16 protein-coding genes are annotated in these 17,687 nt (G+C 34.0%); 1 reads left to right on the top strand and 15 read right to left on the bottom strand.

The genetic code is table 11. The features are described from left to right. The 10 genes from LD272_RS11290 to darG form a co-directional block, all read right to left on the bottom strand. Nucleotides 1–797 (bottom strand): transposase (locus tag LD272_RS11290; protein ID WP_226036725.1); only part of this gene is annotated, 797 nt, incomplete at its 3' end. A gap of 216 nt (nucleotides 798–1,013) precedes the next feature. After that, on the bottom strand, nucleotides 1,014–1,796 hold the full coding sequence (gene spoIIQ, locus LD272_RS11285) for a stage II sporulation protein SpoIIQ (RefSeq protein ID WP_226036724.1): 783 nt from the start codon (nucleotides 1,794–1,796) through the stop codon (nucleotides 1,014–1,016). A 161-nt stretch (nucleotides 1,797–1,957) separates the two neighbouring features. Continuing rightward, entirely contained in the window at nucleotides 1,958–2,743 is a 786-nt protein-coding gene (locus LD272_RS11280; RefSeq protein WP_226036723.1) for a DUF6339 family protein, read from the bottom strand. Between the two features lies 1 nt (nucleotide 2,744). After that, a complete protein-coding gene (locus tag LD272_RS11275; protein ID WP_226036722.1) occupies nucleotides 2,745–3,590 on the bottom strand; it encodes a hypothetical protein in 846 nt (281 codons plus the stop codon). After that, nucleotides 3,580–4,551, bottom strand: coding sequence for a hypothetical protein (locus LD272_RS11270; protein ID WP_226036721.1), 972 nt, complete (start codon nucleotides 4,549–4,551; stop codon nucleotides 3,580–3,582). The genes LD272_RS11275 and LD272_RS11270 overlap by 11 nt, the downstream gene beginning before the upstream one ends. Nucleotide 4,552: 1 nt before the next feature. Further along, a complete protein-coding gene (locus LD272_RS11265) occupies nucleotides 4,553–5,521 on the bottom strand; it encodes a hypothetical protein (RefSeq protein WP_226036720.1) in 969 nt (322 codons plus the stop codon). 278 nt (nucleotides 5,522–5,799) lie between these two features. Further along, nucleotides 5,800–8,538, bottom strand: coding sequence for an AAA domain-containing protein (locus tag LD272_RS11260; RefSeq protein WP_226036719.1), 2,739 nt, complete (start codon nucleotides 8,536–8,538; stop codon nucleotides 5,800–5,802). Nucleotides 8,539–8,676: 138 nt separating this feature from the next. Further along, complete coding sequence (locus LD272_RS11255) at nucleotides 8,677–9,669, bottom strand: HNH endonuclease domain-containing protein (RefSeq protein WP_226036718.1); 993 nt, start codon at nucleotides 9,667–9,669, stop codon at nucleotides 8,677–8,679. Nucleotides 9,670–9,686: 17 nt separating this feature from the next. Continuing rightward, complete coding sequence (locus LD272_RS11250; protein ID WP_226036717.1) at nucleotides 9,687–10,013, bottom strand: nucleoside triphosphate pyrophosphohydrolase; 327 nt, start codon at nucleotides 10,011–10,013, stop codon at nucleotides 9,687–9,689. Between the two features lie 597 nt (nucleotides 10,014–10,610). Beyond that, entirely contained in the window at nucleotides 10,611–11,648 is a 1,038-nt protein-coding gene (darG, locus tag LD272_RS11245; protein ID WP_226036716.1) for a type II toxin-antitoxin system antitoxin DNA ADP-ribosyl glycohydrolase DarG, read from the bottom strand. Between the two features lie 76 nt (nucleotides 11,649–11,724). Here darG and LD272_RS11240 point away from each other — a divergent pair, with 76 nt between their 5' ends. Next, complete coding sequence (locus LD272_RS11240; RefSeq protein WP_226036715.1) at nucleotides 11,725–12,729, top strand: DarT ssDNA thymidine ADP-ribosyltransferase family protein; 1,005 nt, start codon at nucleotides 11,725–11,727, stop codon at nucleotides 12,727–12,729. A 458-nt stretch (nucleotides 12,730–13,187) separates the two neighbouring features. On the opposite strand, the gene LD272_RS11235 is transcribed toward LD272_RS11240, so the two are convergent. From LD272_RS11235 to LD272_RS11215, 5 genes are all read right to left on the bottom strand, one after another. After that, complete coding sequence (locus LD272_RS11235) at nucleotides 13,188–13,442, bottom strand: hypothetical protein (protein WP_226036714.1); 255 nt, start codon at nucleotides 13,440–13,442, stop codon at nucleotides 13,188–13,190. A gap of 63 nt (nucleotides 13,443–13,505) precedes the next feature. Continuing rightward, nucleotides 13,506–13,937, bottom strand: coding sequence for a hypothetical protein (locus tag LD272_RS11230; protein WP_226036713.1), 432 nt, complete (start codon nucleotides 13,935–13,937; stop codon nucleotides 13,506–13,508). Between the two features lie 714 nt (nucleotides 13,938–14,651). Continuing rightward, nucleotides 14,652–15,509 (bottom strand): fumarylacetoacetate hydrolase family protein, encoded by an 858-nt coding sequence (locus LD272_RS11225; RefSeq protein WP_226036712.1) that lies wholly within the window; start codon nucleotides 15,507–15,509, stop codon nucleotides 14,652–14,654. 130 nt (nucleotides 15,510–15,639) lie between these two features. Next, on the bottom strand, nucleotides 15,640–16,113 hold the full coding sequence (locus tag LD272_RS11220) for a RidA family protein (protein ID WP_226036711.1): 474 nt from the start codon (nucleotides 16,111–16,113) through the stop codon (nucleotides 15,640–15,642). 22 nt (nucleotides 16,114–16,135) lie between these two features. After that, nucleotides 16,136–17,677: an N-acyl-D-amino-acid deacylase family protein gene (locus LD272_RS11215; protein WP_226036710.1), complete on the bottom strand. Its 1,542-nt coding sequence runs from the start codon at nucleotides 17,675–17,677 to the stop codon at nucleotides 16,136–16,138. Between the last annotated feature and the right edge of the window lie 10 nt (nucleotides 17,678–17,687).

Below are 17,687 nucleotides of genomic sequence, written 5' to 3'. Positions count from 1 at the left end.
TTTGAATAACTGTTGCGCTCTTCAAATATGGTCATATCATTTTCGTATTTTTGTTTGCGTGCTACATAATCCTTAAACTGTTTACGATATTGTTTTGGTGTTTTGCGTTCAGAACGAAGTTGCTTCCATTCACTTACAACGTCACTTTCTTCAATTTTTTTGTCGTAAGCTTCAACCGTCTTCTCTAGTTTCTCGACGACTCTTTCGAGTTCTTGGGTGGATAGTTCCTCGATACTTTCGCGTTCTATTTCTGGGATAATTTCTTTTGCCAACAATTCATCGTACATTTGATTCGATTTCTCCACCAAATTGGCACTGTATTTTTCAATCGATTTGCGCCAAACAAACGTAAATTTATTGGCGTTTGCTTCGATCTTGGTACCATCGATAAAAATTGCTTCGTTATCAATGAGTTCTTCTTTCACAAGTTGACAACGAAATTGCACGAAACATTGACGTAACAGTTCTTTTACTTCTTCATTGACACGAAAACGGTTGATCGTGCGATAACTTGGCTCATGTCCTTGTGCTAACCACATCATGCGTACACTATCTTCCACTAATGCCTTAATCTTTCTACCAGAGAATACAGATTGGGTATACGCACATAAAATAATCTTCATCATCATTCGTGGATGATAAGCAGGGCAACCCGTTTTATGCAAGAAGCTAGCGAAGGCTTCATCCGGTATCTGTTCCACTAAATCATGGACCGCATAGGCGATATCATTTTCTTTCAATTTCATTTCTAAATCTAATGGCAAAATTACTTGATTCATGTTATAATCTTTAAACATAAGGATACCTCCGATAGTTATTGTGTGGTACTTTAATTTTATCAGAAGGTATCCTTTTTTACTTACTTAAATTGGTTCAATTATAAAAAAAGCTGCACCCGCCAACTATGTGTTGGAAAGGTGCAGCTTTTTATTATTTATCTGAGTTTTGTCCCAGCCTCTTTTTATAGATACTATTTAATGTCAAAGCCATTTTTTTACTCAAGCTTTTTATTTTCATCCAGTTCCTTCTTCGGTTTCTTCCTCACCAGAACCATTTGACTCACCTGAATTATCTTCATGATGTTCTGGATTTTCAACAGTACTAACTGGCTGATTGAAATACTGTTCTGGGTTAACTGGTGCATCGTCTTTTCGTACTTCAAAGTGGATATGGGTTCCACTTGCTTGACCAAATAAATTCTGTCCAGCTGAACCAATTGTATCGCCTTGTTTCACTTTTGCATCAACTTCAACGAGTACTTCACTTAAGCTTGCATAGTACGTCGTAATATCATTTTGGTGTTCAATTTTAATGACATTACCTAGTAGTGGGTCTTCTTTCACTTCTATTACCGTACCACTTAGTGCCGCCGTTACATCGAAAGTTTCTCCTTCCGCAGACGCAACATCTACACCCTTACTCTGATAGTATTTATTGTTGTATAGTACAAGTGCTTCTAATTGATCCTCACTATCTGCGCTGTAGTCGTAGAACTTCGTTACAATTTCTGACTGACTTTCTTCCGATACAGGCATCTTCAAAACTTCTTGTTGTTCCATTACTTCTGCAGAATCCTCATCATAACCAACTCGGTTATTATCCGTATAAAAATCACTGTCTAGTTGATTATCATTCTCTTCATTTGCCTCTGGTATTTGATTATCTATATTTCGATACCATAAGACTCCTGTTAATAGTAATGATGCGACTATAAGATATACTGCTGGAAAAAACCACTTCTTACCAAAGATTCGTTTCCAACCTTTTTTTTCAACATTGTTATTTTCTTCACTCATTAACAATCACCTCTTAATACCCATCATTGACATCAAGAGGAAAATATATACATGCAGCCAAAACTTTTATGTTTCCACACAAATTAGTATTTATTCCTATAAAAAATAAATCTTACTAAGAGCATCGAATTTTATGAACTCGCTATAACCTTTTGAGATTACTAAACCTCTCTAAGGTTAAATTCCAACTTTCCCTTTTCTCCAACTCCCATCCCGTAATACCTACACAAATAAACATCGACCATTTCCTCGACTTCTTCAGAAGAAAGCATATCTAAAATCATTGCACCACCAACGACATTTAAATATTTGTTAGCTTGAACAAAATGATCTCGCTTGATAGTAATACCTTTTTCCTCCCAGCTTATCAATGTCTTTAGTATCCCTTTAGTAATATTAGGGTTAGAGGTGAAATTACTAGAAAAAAACATCACGCATCTGGCAGAAAAATCTTTTTCACAGAAAAAATCTGTTAGTCTATACGGAGTTTCATTTGTTTCATCATAGGTCATGTAACCCACCCACCATAACCTTGCCAAGATGTGAACAAATAACGATCGCTTATTTCCATTTTTAAAGAAGACTCCCGTGTTGATTCGTTTGTCATTTTTATTTTGTAATTCTTTTTTCATTCGATAATAGGTATAATGCCTTAATTGCATATGAGCTAAACCTGACCACAGTCTTTCTTGTGTCGCTTGTGACACAGTTAAATGTTTCAATGATTCATAGATGATTTTCACGTTCTCTTTATCACTGACGGCGTAATCTGCACTGAAATTTAATTCAGGTAGATCAAACTCTATTTTGGACTCTATTACTCTACCATTCTCGTTTAGATATGTGTTAAACCATTGATCATCCTTGCTATAATAATGCTCATTATAAGCGTCATAGTTCGTTCTTAAATCCATAAGCGTTTCATCGGACAAAAACTTTAACTTCATCTTATTCCTCCACCCTATTGAATTTCTCAATCTCTTCAAAACTTGTTTTCAATGGCTTACGCAACACTAATTGAGCTGCTTTTAACGAAGACAAAGAATCTGAGCCGACATCATCAAGCCGGTAATTATTGTCATCAAAAATCTTCTCCAATACTTGGTACCACTTGTAATCTTCTAAATCTTCTTTGTTATCCTTCATTTTAGAAAACACATAGACCAAACTAGGTACAATAACGGTAGAAAGAATAGTATTTTTCAATCTAGATTTTGCGTTTGTCGCATATTGATTGTATTCATAATCTGGAAGAGATATTGTAATGATATTTGAATGGATATCAACTTCCATGAAATCATTTTTAAGAGATTTCGTTACTTTTGCGATTGATGGAAGATTGAGTATTTCACTGTTATCTTCAAACAAAGTTGTTTCGATGGCATCACCAATTGCTAGAATATTACCTTTTTCAAACGTAATCGGCATTTCTTGATAAAACTCATTCAAAGTGTTATTGGTATAATTCTCAATCCTTTGATTGGCAATTATAAAGGAATGGATTGCTATTTTTCCACGCAGCTTCTCTGTCGGAATCGAAATCTCCAATGTTACTTTATTCGTTTTGAACGCATTACGATAACTAGTTTGGCCACATTCCACATGAATTAAATAAACACCTTCACTTTTTTCCATTAACCTTTTCATGCCTTCATTTTCCAGTTCAAACTGTAAGTGAATTTGGACTTCACCAAACGATTCTTGAATGTTTATTTTAGAATGAAAGCTTGAATTAATATAATCATCATTATTCATATACAAGACCGGATACGGATAGGAAGTGCTAATTTTCATATAGTTCTACCTCCAATACACAATAATCGGAGTAATCAATATTAACACTTAACATAAATCGTTTATTCTTCGATAGTGAATGGAGATGAACTGTGTTCGAACTAACTTTATCAACCGTTACGATGTGGTCATTTGTCGAAGCATCTGTAATTGGTAAATCATAATCACTTTGTTCACCTATCACTTGAAATACTAACCGACCGCTTGGGACTGTTTTTGTTGGTGAAATCATAAAATTATATTTCCCTTTGTCTTTATCCACACATAGATACTTCTGCTTCATTGGTATTGGTTGTTTACTAGGTTTGCGTTCTCGTTTCTTGTCTTGTCCGCCACTTTCATTTGAATCTAATTCGTTGTTTCCACCTGGGTTCATTGCACCGGCTCCATCATCACCTTCACTACTATGTGTACCATCCCCATTTCCACCTTGATTTCCAGATGGTGTAATACCGAAATCACCTGCAAGTTGTTTGTCGAAATCCTCTGTGTCTTTCCCTTTGCGTCTGCTAACACTTTTAGGTTCTTGTTTCTTTTCTTTCGTAATAATCGATTTAATTGCTGAATTTAATGACTCAGACTTTTTTGCAGATTGATCGGAAGTAAGGCTTTTATCCGGCAAAAAGTCATTTAAACCAACTGCATCCATTTCATCCGTAATTTGTTCCTGAAATTTATTCTTAACTGTATCTCTAACGAATTTTCGTAAATCCGCATAGATTTTTTTGGCTAATTTTGGATCTTTTTCATATCTTTCTGATGACCATTCATTATGGGATGGGTTCTCCATTTGTTTGAATATATTATTCATCTTAGTTCCGGTAATCATCAGTATTCCGGTGAATGAGATACTTCCACTTATATTTTTTTGTTCAAAAATTCGCATCCCCGTTTTTCTCGTCATTAGCACACGTCTGTTTAAATCTTCTCCGTTAAGTAGAAATAACTCTGCTTCCCCCACATCAAAATAAATCCCCCTTCTTGTAATTCTGACCAGGGTATGGAATCTTGATTGTCTTGTCTGATGTTAATAAATGAAAATAGTTCTTTAGAATTTGATTCTCTTCATTGTCTTCTAGTTCATTAATCAGTTGATCAATGTTATTGTGATTTATTTCAAAATCATTAATTCTAACTAACAATTTCTTGTTGTATATCGTAATAAAAAAGTTAAACAGAATAGAATTTTTGACTTCTTTTTCCCAGTCTTGCTTTGGTTCGAAAGCCGATACATAAATGTCTGTCCCTGTAGATACTCTCTCAAACTCTTGATCAAGACTTAGTTGACCTGGTATCGCTAATGAATTTTCATTATCCGTATAATACCCATTACCCAACGTGATTTGACTGTCACTTTTTTTAAACGACATAATATTTGCCACACCGATATGAGACTCGTATCCGGACTCATCATAAGAGGAATAAAACAAGGTTCTTATGCTTGAATTCAAGAAGGGCGCGGATTTTCCAATCCCAAAACTTCCACCTGAATTTTCATCTTTATTCGATGAACCAGCTTCCTTTATTAGGGAAGACCATGGGGATCCAAGCTCACCTTTTTTTGCACCTTCTAGCCCTTTGGTATTAAAGTCACTAATACGCAAAAGCTTCATTTCCTGACGATTCAATATCGATAGTGCCTCATCAACAAAATCTTCACTTTTCTTGTTATGCCCATGCCATGTATGTTCGCACAGCTTAAATACCTTAATTAGTTCATCTCTATTTGGTAGTTGATTGATATCTGTAGAAAAGCTACTAAACTCAACAACTACTGGTTTTGTTGAATCACTCACCGCATCCAGTGAATTCTGGCATATTTCTCTCGTTAATGAATCCAGTGCATTCCCCCTGAATGTTTCTAAGCCAGCATTATTGATGGAATTAATCATCCCCCCAGTGGCAGCCGGAAAATTCCAATAGGTGTTCATCTGCGTCTCCCCCTGATGTATTTCAATTCAATTATCAAAAACATTTTATCATTAATGATTTTATGTTTAATGTCTACATATTATTTTAACATTGCATTGTGATGTGTGTAAGTAGCCTTCATGTTCTTATATCTTGAGGATTTTCACCACCATAATTCATTATGAACATGGGGTGTACCACCATTTCATGCTCCATCCCATTAATAAAAAATCTTACACACTACAAAAGTAATGCATAAGATTAAATTGGTTACCTCTACTTCTTTTCTAATTGTCAATCAACCAACCTCCAACCGTAGCAACTCCACGAGCTTTTTCCGGAGTACTGTTTCTTCATCACTTCCTGTTGTTTTCATTCGAATAATTGGAATATTGTACTTCTGCAATATACGATCTTTCATTTCGTCTCGCCTTAATTGCGTTGGATTATCTGCATGGAACGCATGTCCATCGACTTCAATTACTAGTACCGGCATTTTATCCAACTTGTTAAAAATAACAAAATCCGTATGGGTTAGTATATTCATTGCATATTTACGTTCGTCATCAGTAAGTTTAACTGGATCTTTAATTAGCATCCTTAATGGCTGATGAAGTACGAAATCAAGACTACTAAATTCAGCTTGGCTCAATACCTTTTCAATTACGGCATTCATAAGATTTTCCGACTTATACTCAGAAACTTGCTTACTATTCTTCATCACATCTAACAATTTATCTGAATAATTACTATAAAGAAGGTCAAACACAGAGTATATTTGGCTTTCAGTTATTTCAAAACTATTATATTTTATATAGCGGACTAGATCACCAATATTTGTTCCATGCCATTCCTCACTGCCCTCACCTACTACGACAATTAACTTCTCCACTGCACGTGAAACAGCCACATTGATCAGGTTGGGGTTATCAGCAAAATCATTTACATTAATCTCATTTGATACCGTGGTAAGGATGATAATATCCTTTTCTCGTCCCTGGTATTTATGAACCGTGTCCGCCTCTATATTCAGGGAACCTTTAGTTTTTTCCAGTTCATTTGCCTGCATACGATATGGTGCAATCACCCCTACTGATTGGTTTTCAGTATTTATTTTTTGGTTAGGAATGATTTCATTGTAGACAACATCAATCTGACGTTGATTTAACGTCCCTCTTGCATGATTCCCTTTGGTGGTTATGTGTAAATGTAACGGTTTTTCTATTTCCTGGTCGTCTGTTAAAACAATCAGTTCGTTATTATAAAATTTTTGATTACAAAAGCCGATGATTTTAGGATGACAGCGGTAGTGTTCCTTCAACAATGTCTTAGGAATATCTTCATATAAACTTATTACCGAAGACAATAGGCTATGTTTGGCATAGTTGTATGCCTGGTCAAGTTGATAGGACTCAAATATCCTCGTAGTTTTTTCTTCCACTTCTGTCGGCACCACATTAGGAAGCTGCATGGCATCGCCTACTATCACAGCATTTTTAGCACAAGATAAAGCTAATGCACCTGTAACTACATCTACCTGTGAAGACTCATCAATTAACACATAATCAAACAAATAGTTTTTTGCCGCACTATTTCGTAGAGAATGGGTTGTACTTAGGATAACTGGATACTCCTTAATGAACCCATCAAAATTTTTCCATAGTACATCTGACGTAAAAACATTCCTATTGCTGTCCTGTCCATATGCCTTAGCCAAACTAGCCTTAAATAGTTTCATTGAATCTTCGCTGTATTCTTTCATGGCACGATCAAAATTATAATTGTCAAGCTTCATACCCAAAGCTTCTATTTCGCTTGTTAACTCTTTTATTTTTGACTTGTAATAGGTTTTCTGTAAAAAAGAGATGACAACTTCTGGTGGAAATTCATACATTTTAAAGCTGTATATTCCATAAGCAAACAAATTATATAATTTATTGCTTAATTTCACCTTTCCTTTTTCAACAAGGCGTTGGTACTCAATTAGTATTTGTAATACCTTATCTGCGCTCAACCTGAAAAATGAATTCATTTGAAGCTGTTTGAGTTTAGATTCTGTATAATAGTCTGCAAAATACGCATATTCTGTTTGAACTTCAGATTGTTCCTGTTTTAATAAAGCTTGTTTATTCTTCCATTCAAGCATGTTGTTTAATTTGTGCTGTGAATCTTTTAAGTTCGTTTTAATTGATTGATAATCTTCGTCTTCTAGTACCCAGTTGCTCATGTCTGGGTATAAACCATTTTGTTTATTAAAGAAAGTTTCCTTGTTTTCTTTATTGCCAAGATAGGCTGTAATAAAATCCAGCCCATACTTTTGTAATTTTTCATGAACATTAGCTGTTGCAGAGTTATTATTAGAAACCACTGCAACGGTTTTATTATTTATGATTGCGTTCGCAATAATATTGAGAATTGTTTGTGTTTTTCCAGTTCCTGGTGGACCTTCAATGATGCTAACTTGCTCCGTTATCGCCTTCTCTGCTGCTGATTTTTGACTTGCGTTAAATCCAAACGGGAATATAACTTGTGATAGCCTTTCATCACTTTTTGAGGGTTTTCTTTCTAAATAGGCTGATAAAACACTACGCGGACTAATAGTAGACAGACCATTGTATTGCTTGCTCAAAAAAGTCTGGTCTCCATCAACCTTTTCACTGACATGATTTGCTAGTACTGTTAAATAATCAAAGCACTTCGTTGCCTTTTTGTTAAATAAGGACGTTTGTTCAATAGTAAGCATAGAGCATGGATATGTTTTTTTATATCTTCGTTTAAAGATAAGTCTTATGTGAGAACCAAAATCCAGTATGTTAGTAATACCTGAAATCGGCTGGTTATTTTCGTACACGATACTAGTATTCTGGTCTATCTTATTTGGATCGCTTTGCCAGACTACATTTGTATCTTTGTACGTGTATACTTTACTATTATTGCGGTACTTTATTTGCCATTTCCCGCTATAATAATTACAAAAATCAACTTGGTCTGTTTTATCCTCGTTTTTTACCAGTATGAGGTGTTGTTCTATGTCCAAGCTTCTAGCACCTCTTCTCTTATGTAATGGCTACTGCCTAACTAACTTTACTGATTAGAATAAATTAATTTGGTGAATTCCTGCATGCTTATATTACATATTTTAACATACCCGAATCGTATAACCTTTTTCAATATCCTAGTTAGATTTAGGACTCCAAATCCTATCAAACCCATTTTTAATCGAGTAATCATAGAGCAAAATAATCTTCTTATCCTTATAATTTGTCATCAGACTTGCTACATCATCTTCTTCCCTTGTAACAAGTTCATTGTTTCGATCAACAATATAATTTAAGAAGTTTTTCTTCGGTAGCTTGTCGCTTTTGGAGTTATTACATGACTGACATGAAAGGACCAGATTCCATAATTGATCTGACTGCACAAATGACCATGGGATAAAGTGATCAACATGAGTTTTTGTTTCCCCATTTAAAAGTGTCTTACCGCAATAGAAACAAGTTCTCTGGAAGTGGTTAAGCAAGACTTTTTCAAAAGGACGCAATGACGACCTCTTGGCAATGCTCTCCACCTTACCAAGCAGGAAGTTTGTACTTGGAACCTCGTTTAACTTTTCAATCATGACAGCCATATGATAATTTGTTAGATTTACAATTAAGCGTTGGTATTTCAGCATAAAGCTGTGCACTGCAGGATTTAATTTAAAATGCTCCGACTTATGTTCAAAAGCATAGAACTTCCCTCTTGTATCACCATAAAGTGCGCCATACACATTTTGTTTCATTGTTGCTTTCACTTCGGCAATTAACTTCACTTGTATTTGGACATTTAGCTTATCAAAACTGAAATCAGCTGGAATCTGGTGCTTGACCTGGATATCTTTGATAATGGAAACTACTCGAGCATTCTTTCCTCTATTTTGCTTGACTAAGTCGTGCTGGACGATAAGGTTCCAATAGACCTTGGTGAAGGAATAAGCCAGTTGATCGTATGTTAATTCAAACTCATCGTTCACCTGATACAAATTTTCGATTAACGCTTTAATAAGAGCATATTTGTAGGTAGATGATTTAACAGATTGACTAGTTAGCACAACCGTGAAAATTCGCCAGATTTCCTCATCGGTTAAATACTCCTCTTTCAATTCACCTACTTTTAATTTATGGCTCATTCACTCACCTCCTAAGACTAATCTTCTTCAACCTCTATTAGAAAAACTTTATCGTTGAATCCGCCACGTTGCTCCTCTTTTTGCTGACGAATTTTTTCAACCTGCTCGATTGAAGCACCATGTGTTTTTGCAAGAGCATGGATTAGCTCCATCAAATCCGCTAATTCTTCTAAACTATCTTGGTCGTTATCTGCTTTTAGGTATTCGTTTAGTTCTTCCTCGAGTTTGGTTCTTAGTGCTGTTATGTATTCATTATCATCGAGGGTTCTTGTTGAGTATTGTTTTCCTGATTTCTCTATTATCTGTGGTATTAAGTCTCGTACTAGTTTGTTGTGTATGGGCATGATAGGCTTCCTTTCCAGAGAATAGGTATGTACTTTTCTAAATCTATCTGGTACTTATTCTAGTTCTACAATTGCCGATTGTTGAATATTCTTTTTCTATTGAATAGTATCATTATACTGTGTAGCAACTAGACTTGTTGTATTTCATATCTCATATAAAACCCCGTTAGTGAAAAGTCATTCATCAAAATCAAAAAACTATTTTCAGTTCCTTTAACAAATTGTTAACCACATCAAGTATTTCATCTTATTTCTATTATCAGTTGACAGAATCTAATCATTTCTATAAGTGTGCCGCTTTATTAATATATTTTTTTAATTCTTCTGGTATTTCTTCTAAAGATGATAATTTATTTTCTATATCTGCAATTGTTTCTTTACCCTCTGTAAACCTTTTACAAGTTAGTTTTAATCAAAAACAATTGGGTTTTTGTAATAAAATAAATTTCATTAAAAGGGTTAATCTTGAGGATAATACCCTTTTATTTATGTTCTTAAATATTTACTACAGAGAGTTTGTTTTCACCTTATTGTTAAAGGATAAATTAAAAAAACACCCGTAAACATTTGTTTACTGAGTGTCTAGTAAATATAATCTTAAAATAAATCAAATGATAAATTCTCAGGTTCAAAATAGATTCTTTCTATCCTATTTACTGCCTTTTCAATTAGTTTTGGATCAGTTAAGTATTTATTACTCTCAAGCCATGAAGCTACTTCATCTTTAAGTTCTTCAGAATTAAAATTGCCTTTAAATTTAAACCAGTGTGTTAATGATAATGTTAGAAGCCCCTCGTAACTTTCAAACCCATTTATTAAGGATTTAACTTTTAGATATTCTGGATCAGACAAAATATCTTTCTTTTTTGGGAAATTTAAGGTTAAAACTTTAATTTTTGTTGGCTGGCTAGGATCGCTTTTTTTAATTGGTTCTATATAATATTCGCTTAAAAGTAAGATTACTTTGTTAATGTCTGATAGGTAGGGTCCATTATCTTTTAATTCAAACTCCAAATTTTTAAAGTTTAGGAAGTAAAAAAGAATATGGGTTTGAATATAGCTTAATATTTGATCTTTTGTTGCCTTATTGTAATCATTCATTAGGAGTAGCAGTTTTTTTCTATCAACAGTCAATTTAGGCTTTTTCTTTTTATTGCTTGTTTTTTGTTCTTTGGAGATAGAAGGTTCATAAATGACTATTTTTATATCATTTAGAGGTTCTAATTTCTTTTCAATTAAGGGTTTCACAGTAGCCCAATCAAGATTTCCATTTCCACAACCAAGTGCGGGCATAGCAATGGATTTAATATTATGTTCTATTATTATACTTTTTAGATTATCAAGACCTTCATCTATATACTCAATTTTTGATGGATGACGCCAATGTTTTTTAGTAGGAAAGTTAACTATGTATTTTGTTTTTTCTTTATTAGGAATCTCGTGTACAAAACTCTTACCAATAGTTAATTCTTTGCTTAGACATTTATCTTTATATATTTGGAAGTTTTCAGGATAGCGCTTCTTAAATTCTAGAGCAATTCCTTTTCCCATAACACCCACACAGTTAACTGTATTTATAACTGCTTCTACATGATCTATTTGTTTAAAAAGGTCACCTTTTTCATAAATAATCATTCTTTCACACTCCTTAAGTCTATTATATATGGTAAAATTTAAAATAAAATACATTTTTTAGGGGAGGTGCGGGACTATGGAAACGGTTAGTTCGGCTAAGGAACTATTACTCTGTTCACATGTTACGAAGTATTTACCACAAAATTGTAAGTGGTGGTCAAAGTATATTTATCATTTTTCTCATATTACTAACATAGCATCTATTCTAAATGATGGATTACTGTGTTCTAGAAATCAAGGAAATACAAAGGAGATTGAAAACTTAAATGACAATGCTAGTAGCGATGTGATATCAGGGACTGAGGAAGAATATAAAGATTATGCTCGGTTCTACTTTAGGCCTTTAACCCCTACACAGTTCCACAATGAAGGAATAAGGGCTAAAGTAGAAATAACTGAACTTGGGGCACATTGCCCAGTACCTGTATTTTTATTATTTGATACAGCAATATTGGACGAACCGAATGTATATTTTTCATATGAAAGCCTTGCCTCACATCATTATGTACCAATACATCAAGGTATGGAAGAATTAGCTGAAGCACCGTTTAATTATATTTATCATAATGATAGCACATATGGACTTGATGGGTCACAAATAAGGAAACATCGACAAGCTGAAATAGTAGTAAAGGATCATTGTAATTTGAATTATTTACAAAGAATTGTTTGTAGAACAAAAGCTGAAGCTGATACGTTGAAGCATCTATTAGACGACTTTGCTTATCACGGATATCAGGATATGATTTGTTATATAGATGACGGTACATTTGATATAACGGATTCTAATACTATTTTTCATGGTGATTTCTTAAAGATTTTAGAGGTGAATCAGAGTAAGAGTCACTTAATAGTGGATTTTAATAGAAATGACAATTATTCAAGAAATATAGATATAAGATGGTTCGGTAGGGGGGGAGAGATTTGTTATTTTGCTAAGGAAAATTATATCCTATCTGCTAACAATCCTGCTAATCAACTCCGTATCAATATGAATGATTTTATATTGGGGCGAGATCAGGTAGAATTAGCTATAAAGTTAGACGGCCATTTGATTTATTGTAATACTATCAATTTATAGTAATAAATATATAGTATTTATGTTTGAAAATCAGAATATCATAACGCCGTTAAAAGTAATATTTTACTCGTATTACTCACATTACTGTTTCCTAAAATAGAAGTGGGCCATCTCAAACTGATGGCCTTTTAATGTAACATAGCAAGACAGTTTTAAGTTATATTATTTGTAATTTAATAAATAATACTTATCTTGACCAATGGGTTATCTACTCAACCGCCTGTAGGGCATGAATTCAATTTTCGCGAAGTCTTAAAAGAAGTTCTTTATTGCGCAGTAATGGTCTACTACGCAATAAAATAGTTGCCCCACATCTGCCTATTTCTATAGAGAAATCCCTAATGATTTAACCGATTCTACGTTAGAAAGACTCAATTAATAAGCCTGTATCCCTAACTTCAACAACTTCTTTGGCAGTATATCATCCAAGTTTTGAATGTCAGCATCCTGTAATTCTATTAAGTTGAACCCGTACTTTTGATATATTCGTAATTTTTCTTGCTTTCGCGCCGCATCTTCGGTTCGTCTTCTAAGCCCCAATATTCTATGTACACTTTACCGACTGGTAAGTAAAAATCGGTATAAACATCTTCCTCGATTGGTAGTTTCCGTTCATAAGCATGTACAATTTCAGACATGTATAACCAGTTATCTATAAGCATTTCGGCTCTTGATCGTACATAATGACCATCTGCTGATCTATGTTTAGCCACAAACTTTTCTCTAAATCCTAAAGAATTGTTTTGATTAGATTCCGTGTTCTCCTCTGGCTAATTTCACTGTAACTCATTCATTGTTTCTACTAATCTCTTATTCTGCAGAATGCTTTCTGGCCAATTTACATATGGGACACCAGTCCTATCGTATTCCAGCTGCTTCCCACCAATACTTAACCCTAATTTTGTTACTGTCCAACCTTTTACAGACTTTTGCACGAATCCTAATTCAGACAAGATTGGATTCATTTTAAATTTGGATACTTCAAAATGTTTGCTTAATGCTGTAGCATTTAATAGTGTTTCTTTACTAGTGTTGAACATGTTGCTACTTTTAATAGTTTCATCCCAAGCTATATACTCACCAATCCTTCGGTGTTTCTTTATCGTTCCGCCTCGTTCTTCACCATTTTCAGTAAGCACCCAGTTATCATCAACTCTATTAATCAAGCCATTGGCAAGAAAGATTTGAAATACTTCCTTGATGTTCATTTTTAGTTCTTTTGAAAGTGCTGTTGTTAAAATGTACTTAACTTTGTTCGTAGTACTTCTTATTAGGATTTGTAACAAGATAGACTTAATTCAAAGAGCATAGGAAAAAATAAAATAATAACGTGGAAAGATTTATTATAAAAAAATTATAAAGTATAGTTTTTATAATTTGGATGAATGGAATGAACAAGAGATGTGTGGCTTTAACGAGGACGAAACTGAAAGATGAAAAACACACAATAAATACCGCCGATTCTTCCAAGAAGAAAACAGCATTTACGATCAGCCAATCAGCTTATATCTAAGTACTAGAAAAAAGAGAAGCAACCTTATCATTATTTGTGGTTATCAAAAAAGAAGACTGCTTGGTAATATTTTTAACCCAATAACCGAAATCCAAAACAAATAATTTTCAGATCATAATAACAGATTTGAGATTAAATTAAACTAATTCACATATCTAATAATAAAATCATTAATTTATTCCACCTCAAGCCAACTTCAGCAGTTCGATAAATTCACATAGTGAATTTGAAGGCCTCAATCGTAGCCTTCTTATATATTGACTTAAGGTTCCTTCTGGATAATTTGAACTCAGAATTTTCTATAATTGATAACTTTACTACTAATTCCTCGGGATGATAGATCATGTACTAAATATTACAAATTTCATAGAGTTTAACAACTTTTAAGCTTATATTACTAGTATCAATACTATCGTTCTACACATGTATTTTTTAAGGAACCCAGACCTTCTATTGATACTTCTATCATATCCCCAGCTTGAAGGAATATTTGGGGATGACGAAAAACACCCACGCCATTAGGGGTACCTGTTGCAATAAGGTCACCACTTTCAAAAGTAAAACCTTCTGAAAGATAGGAAACAATATATGATATATCAAAAATCATTTCCGCAGTATTTGAATTTTGCAGTATTTTTCCATTTAAACTGGTTTTGATGGATAACTTTTGTGGTTCCTCAACTTCATCAGCTGTCAAGATAAATGGACCTGTCGGCATAAAAGTATCAAATGATTTACCACGAATCCATTGTCCATCCGAAAATTGTACATCTCTCGCACTAATATCATTTACAGCTACGTAACCAAATATATAATCACTCACTTCTTCCCTATTAATATGTTTTCCGCCAGTTTGAATAATAACCCCAAGTTCAGCCTCGTAATCAACCTGTTTAGATTCTTTAGGTAATTCAATGTGATCATTATAACTCACCACACAACTTGGCCACTTAGAAAATATCAAAGGTCTTTCTGGCGGTTTTATTTTTTGTTCGCGACAGTGGTCCATATAGTTATTTCCAACGCAAACTATTTTTTTGGGTCGTTCTAGAGGTGGCAAAATTTTAACTTCCTTTAAACTGTAATCTCCCTCAGAAGAATCAACCTCATTTCTTATTTCGTTGATGTAAGAAATTCCTTTTTCAACGAGTACCATCATGGAAAGGTCAGGTTGTTTTAATAATTTATTTAATGAAAGCACTGAGTCTTTCTTCAAAACACCAACCGCCTTTACACCATCATTAGTTTCAAATGTAACTAATTTCATAATACCACTCCAATTCTGCTTTTATTTTTAAGTCACAAAACTACTTTATTCTAATTAAAAAAATATTATCAATAGTTTTCAAGTACTTAAGAGATAGTTTTAATTGAAAGCTCTACATGTGAGACAACAACTATTCTTTCACACTCACAATCAACTCAATTTCACTTGAAGCATTTAAAGGCAAAGTATGCATTCCAAGTGCTGCTCTAGCGTGTCTACCTGGCTCACCAAATATATCAAGTAATACTTCACTAGCTGCATTTAAAATTGTTGGATGTTCTGTTATAGCTTCGGTACAGCTTAAATAGCCTGTCATTTTAAGTATAGAGTCAATATTTTCAATTCCTTTATCCTGATCAAAAAGTTCAAGGCAGTTGATTACTGCGAGTACAACAGATTTTTTTCCCTCTTCGATGGATAAGTTATCTCCAATTCTTCCACTATAAAGAACCTCACCATTGGAAAAGGCAACATTCCCAGAAATAAAAGCACAATTGTTAAAATATTTAACTCCTGTATACGGACGGTCTGACCTTGGAGTAGTCGGTTTAAAATTCAACTCTGTCTTATAACGTTCAAAAATCTCTTTAGCATTGCTATTCATTTAATATTCTCCTTATCTATGCTTAATGTAGTATTCTTCCGTTCATTCCAGGGATTATTTTCCCCTTTTCTATAACAGATTTTCCATTAACAATCACATGGTCAATCCCCTCCGGTTCTTTCCTTGGATTTTCAAAAGTCGCCTCTGAGTTAACCCTTTTAGGATCAAAAATTGTAATATCAGCATAATAACCTTCCTTGATTAATCCTCTTTGCTTGATATGAAAGCGTTCAGCAGGATAACCTGTCATTTTATATATGGCATTTTCTAAAGTTAATATGTTCTTTTCATAAACAAATTCCCTTATTACTTTTGGAAAAGTCCCAAAACCTCTTGGGTGTGGTTTCTCACCAGCATAAATACCATCAGTACTTACCATGTGTAAATCATGTGTAAAAGTTTTATTTAAATAATTGAAATTTTCTTTGGGCCAATGATAAATCATTACTGTTTGTAATGAGCTTTCCAATAGGATATCGCATATAATATCAGAAAGGTCTTTGTCTGAGGATTCATAAACCTCATTTAGAGTTTTACCTTCAAGTCCAGATTGATAAGGAGTTCCAACATATGCGAATTTGGCTCTATTTGGATCTAATACATTTTCTAAATGGCTTTTTATATCTTTTCGTTTTTCTTTATCGCTCAGTTGTTTTAAAATCCTTTCTGGAGGACCTTTTTGCCATGACTCTGGAAGCATGTACATTAAATGAGTACATCCAGCTGGATAGGGATACATGTCAAAAGATACATCAATACCTTCTTTTGTTGCCTGAGAGATCAACTGCTCTGCTTCTTCGTTTACTGTGAAATGAGAAATATGTACAGGGATATTTGCCCCCCTAGCAATAGCAAATGTTTCATTACACCCTGTAAGTACGTTGTCCATATATCCTCTTTGATGCGCTACATAAATTCCATCGTACGAAGCTGATACTTTAGCTAATCTAACGAGTTCATTCAAATCGGCATGTCTTGTGGGTTCATATTCTAACCCTGTGCAGAAGGCTTTTGCTCCTGCCTTCATCCAGTCTTCTACAATCGACTCCATAACTTGTATTTCTTTCTCAGTGGCAACACGGTCTTCCCAACCTAAAACTGCCCCCCGAACACTACCGTGTGGTACTTGTAACAACAAATTAGAAGGAATTTTATCTTTGAACATTGTTAATAAACCATCAATAGATTGAATCTCAAAGAATTCCTTAGGGACGTTTGTGTAGTCGTAGAACACTTCTAAAAATTCTCTCATTTCATCACTTACATCACCTGTTAATGGGGCCCATGAAAAGCCGTCAGGTCCAGTTAGTTGTGTAGTTACTCCCATTTTTAAAGGAGCATACTGATCATTTCCGCCCATCAAAGCAAGTTCAGAATGTGTATGCACATCTATAAAACCAGGACATATAACAAGTCCTTCTGCATCAATGACATCCTTACTTTGAGAATTAGAGAGATCTCCAATAGTAACTATTTTATCTTCGTTAATAGCAATATCCATCTTTTTCCTTGCATCCCGTGAACCATCAATTATATATCCATTCAGAATTAATAAATCATACATTAGATACAGC

Origin of the sequence: Aquibacillus saliphilus, from assembly GCF_020404745.1 — a bacterium.
GTDB classification, from domain to species: Bacteria; Bacillota; Bacilli; order Bacillales; family Amphibacillaceae; genus Aquibacillus; species Aquibacillus saliphilus.
This window is presented reverse-complemented; position numbering and strand designations above follow the sequence as displayed.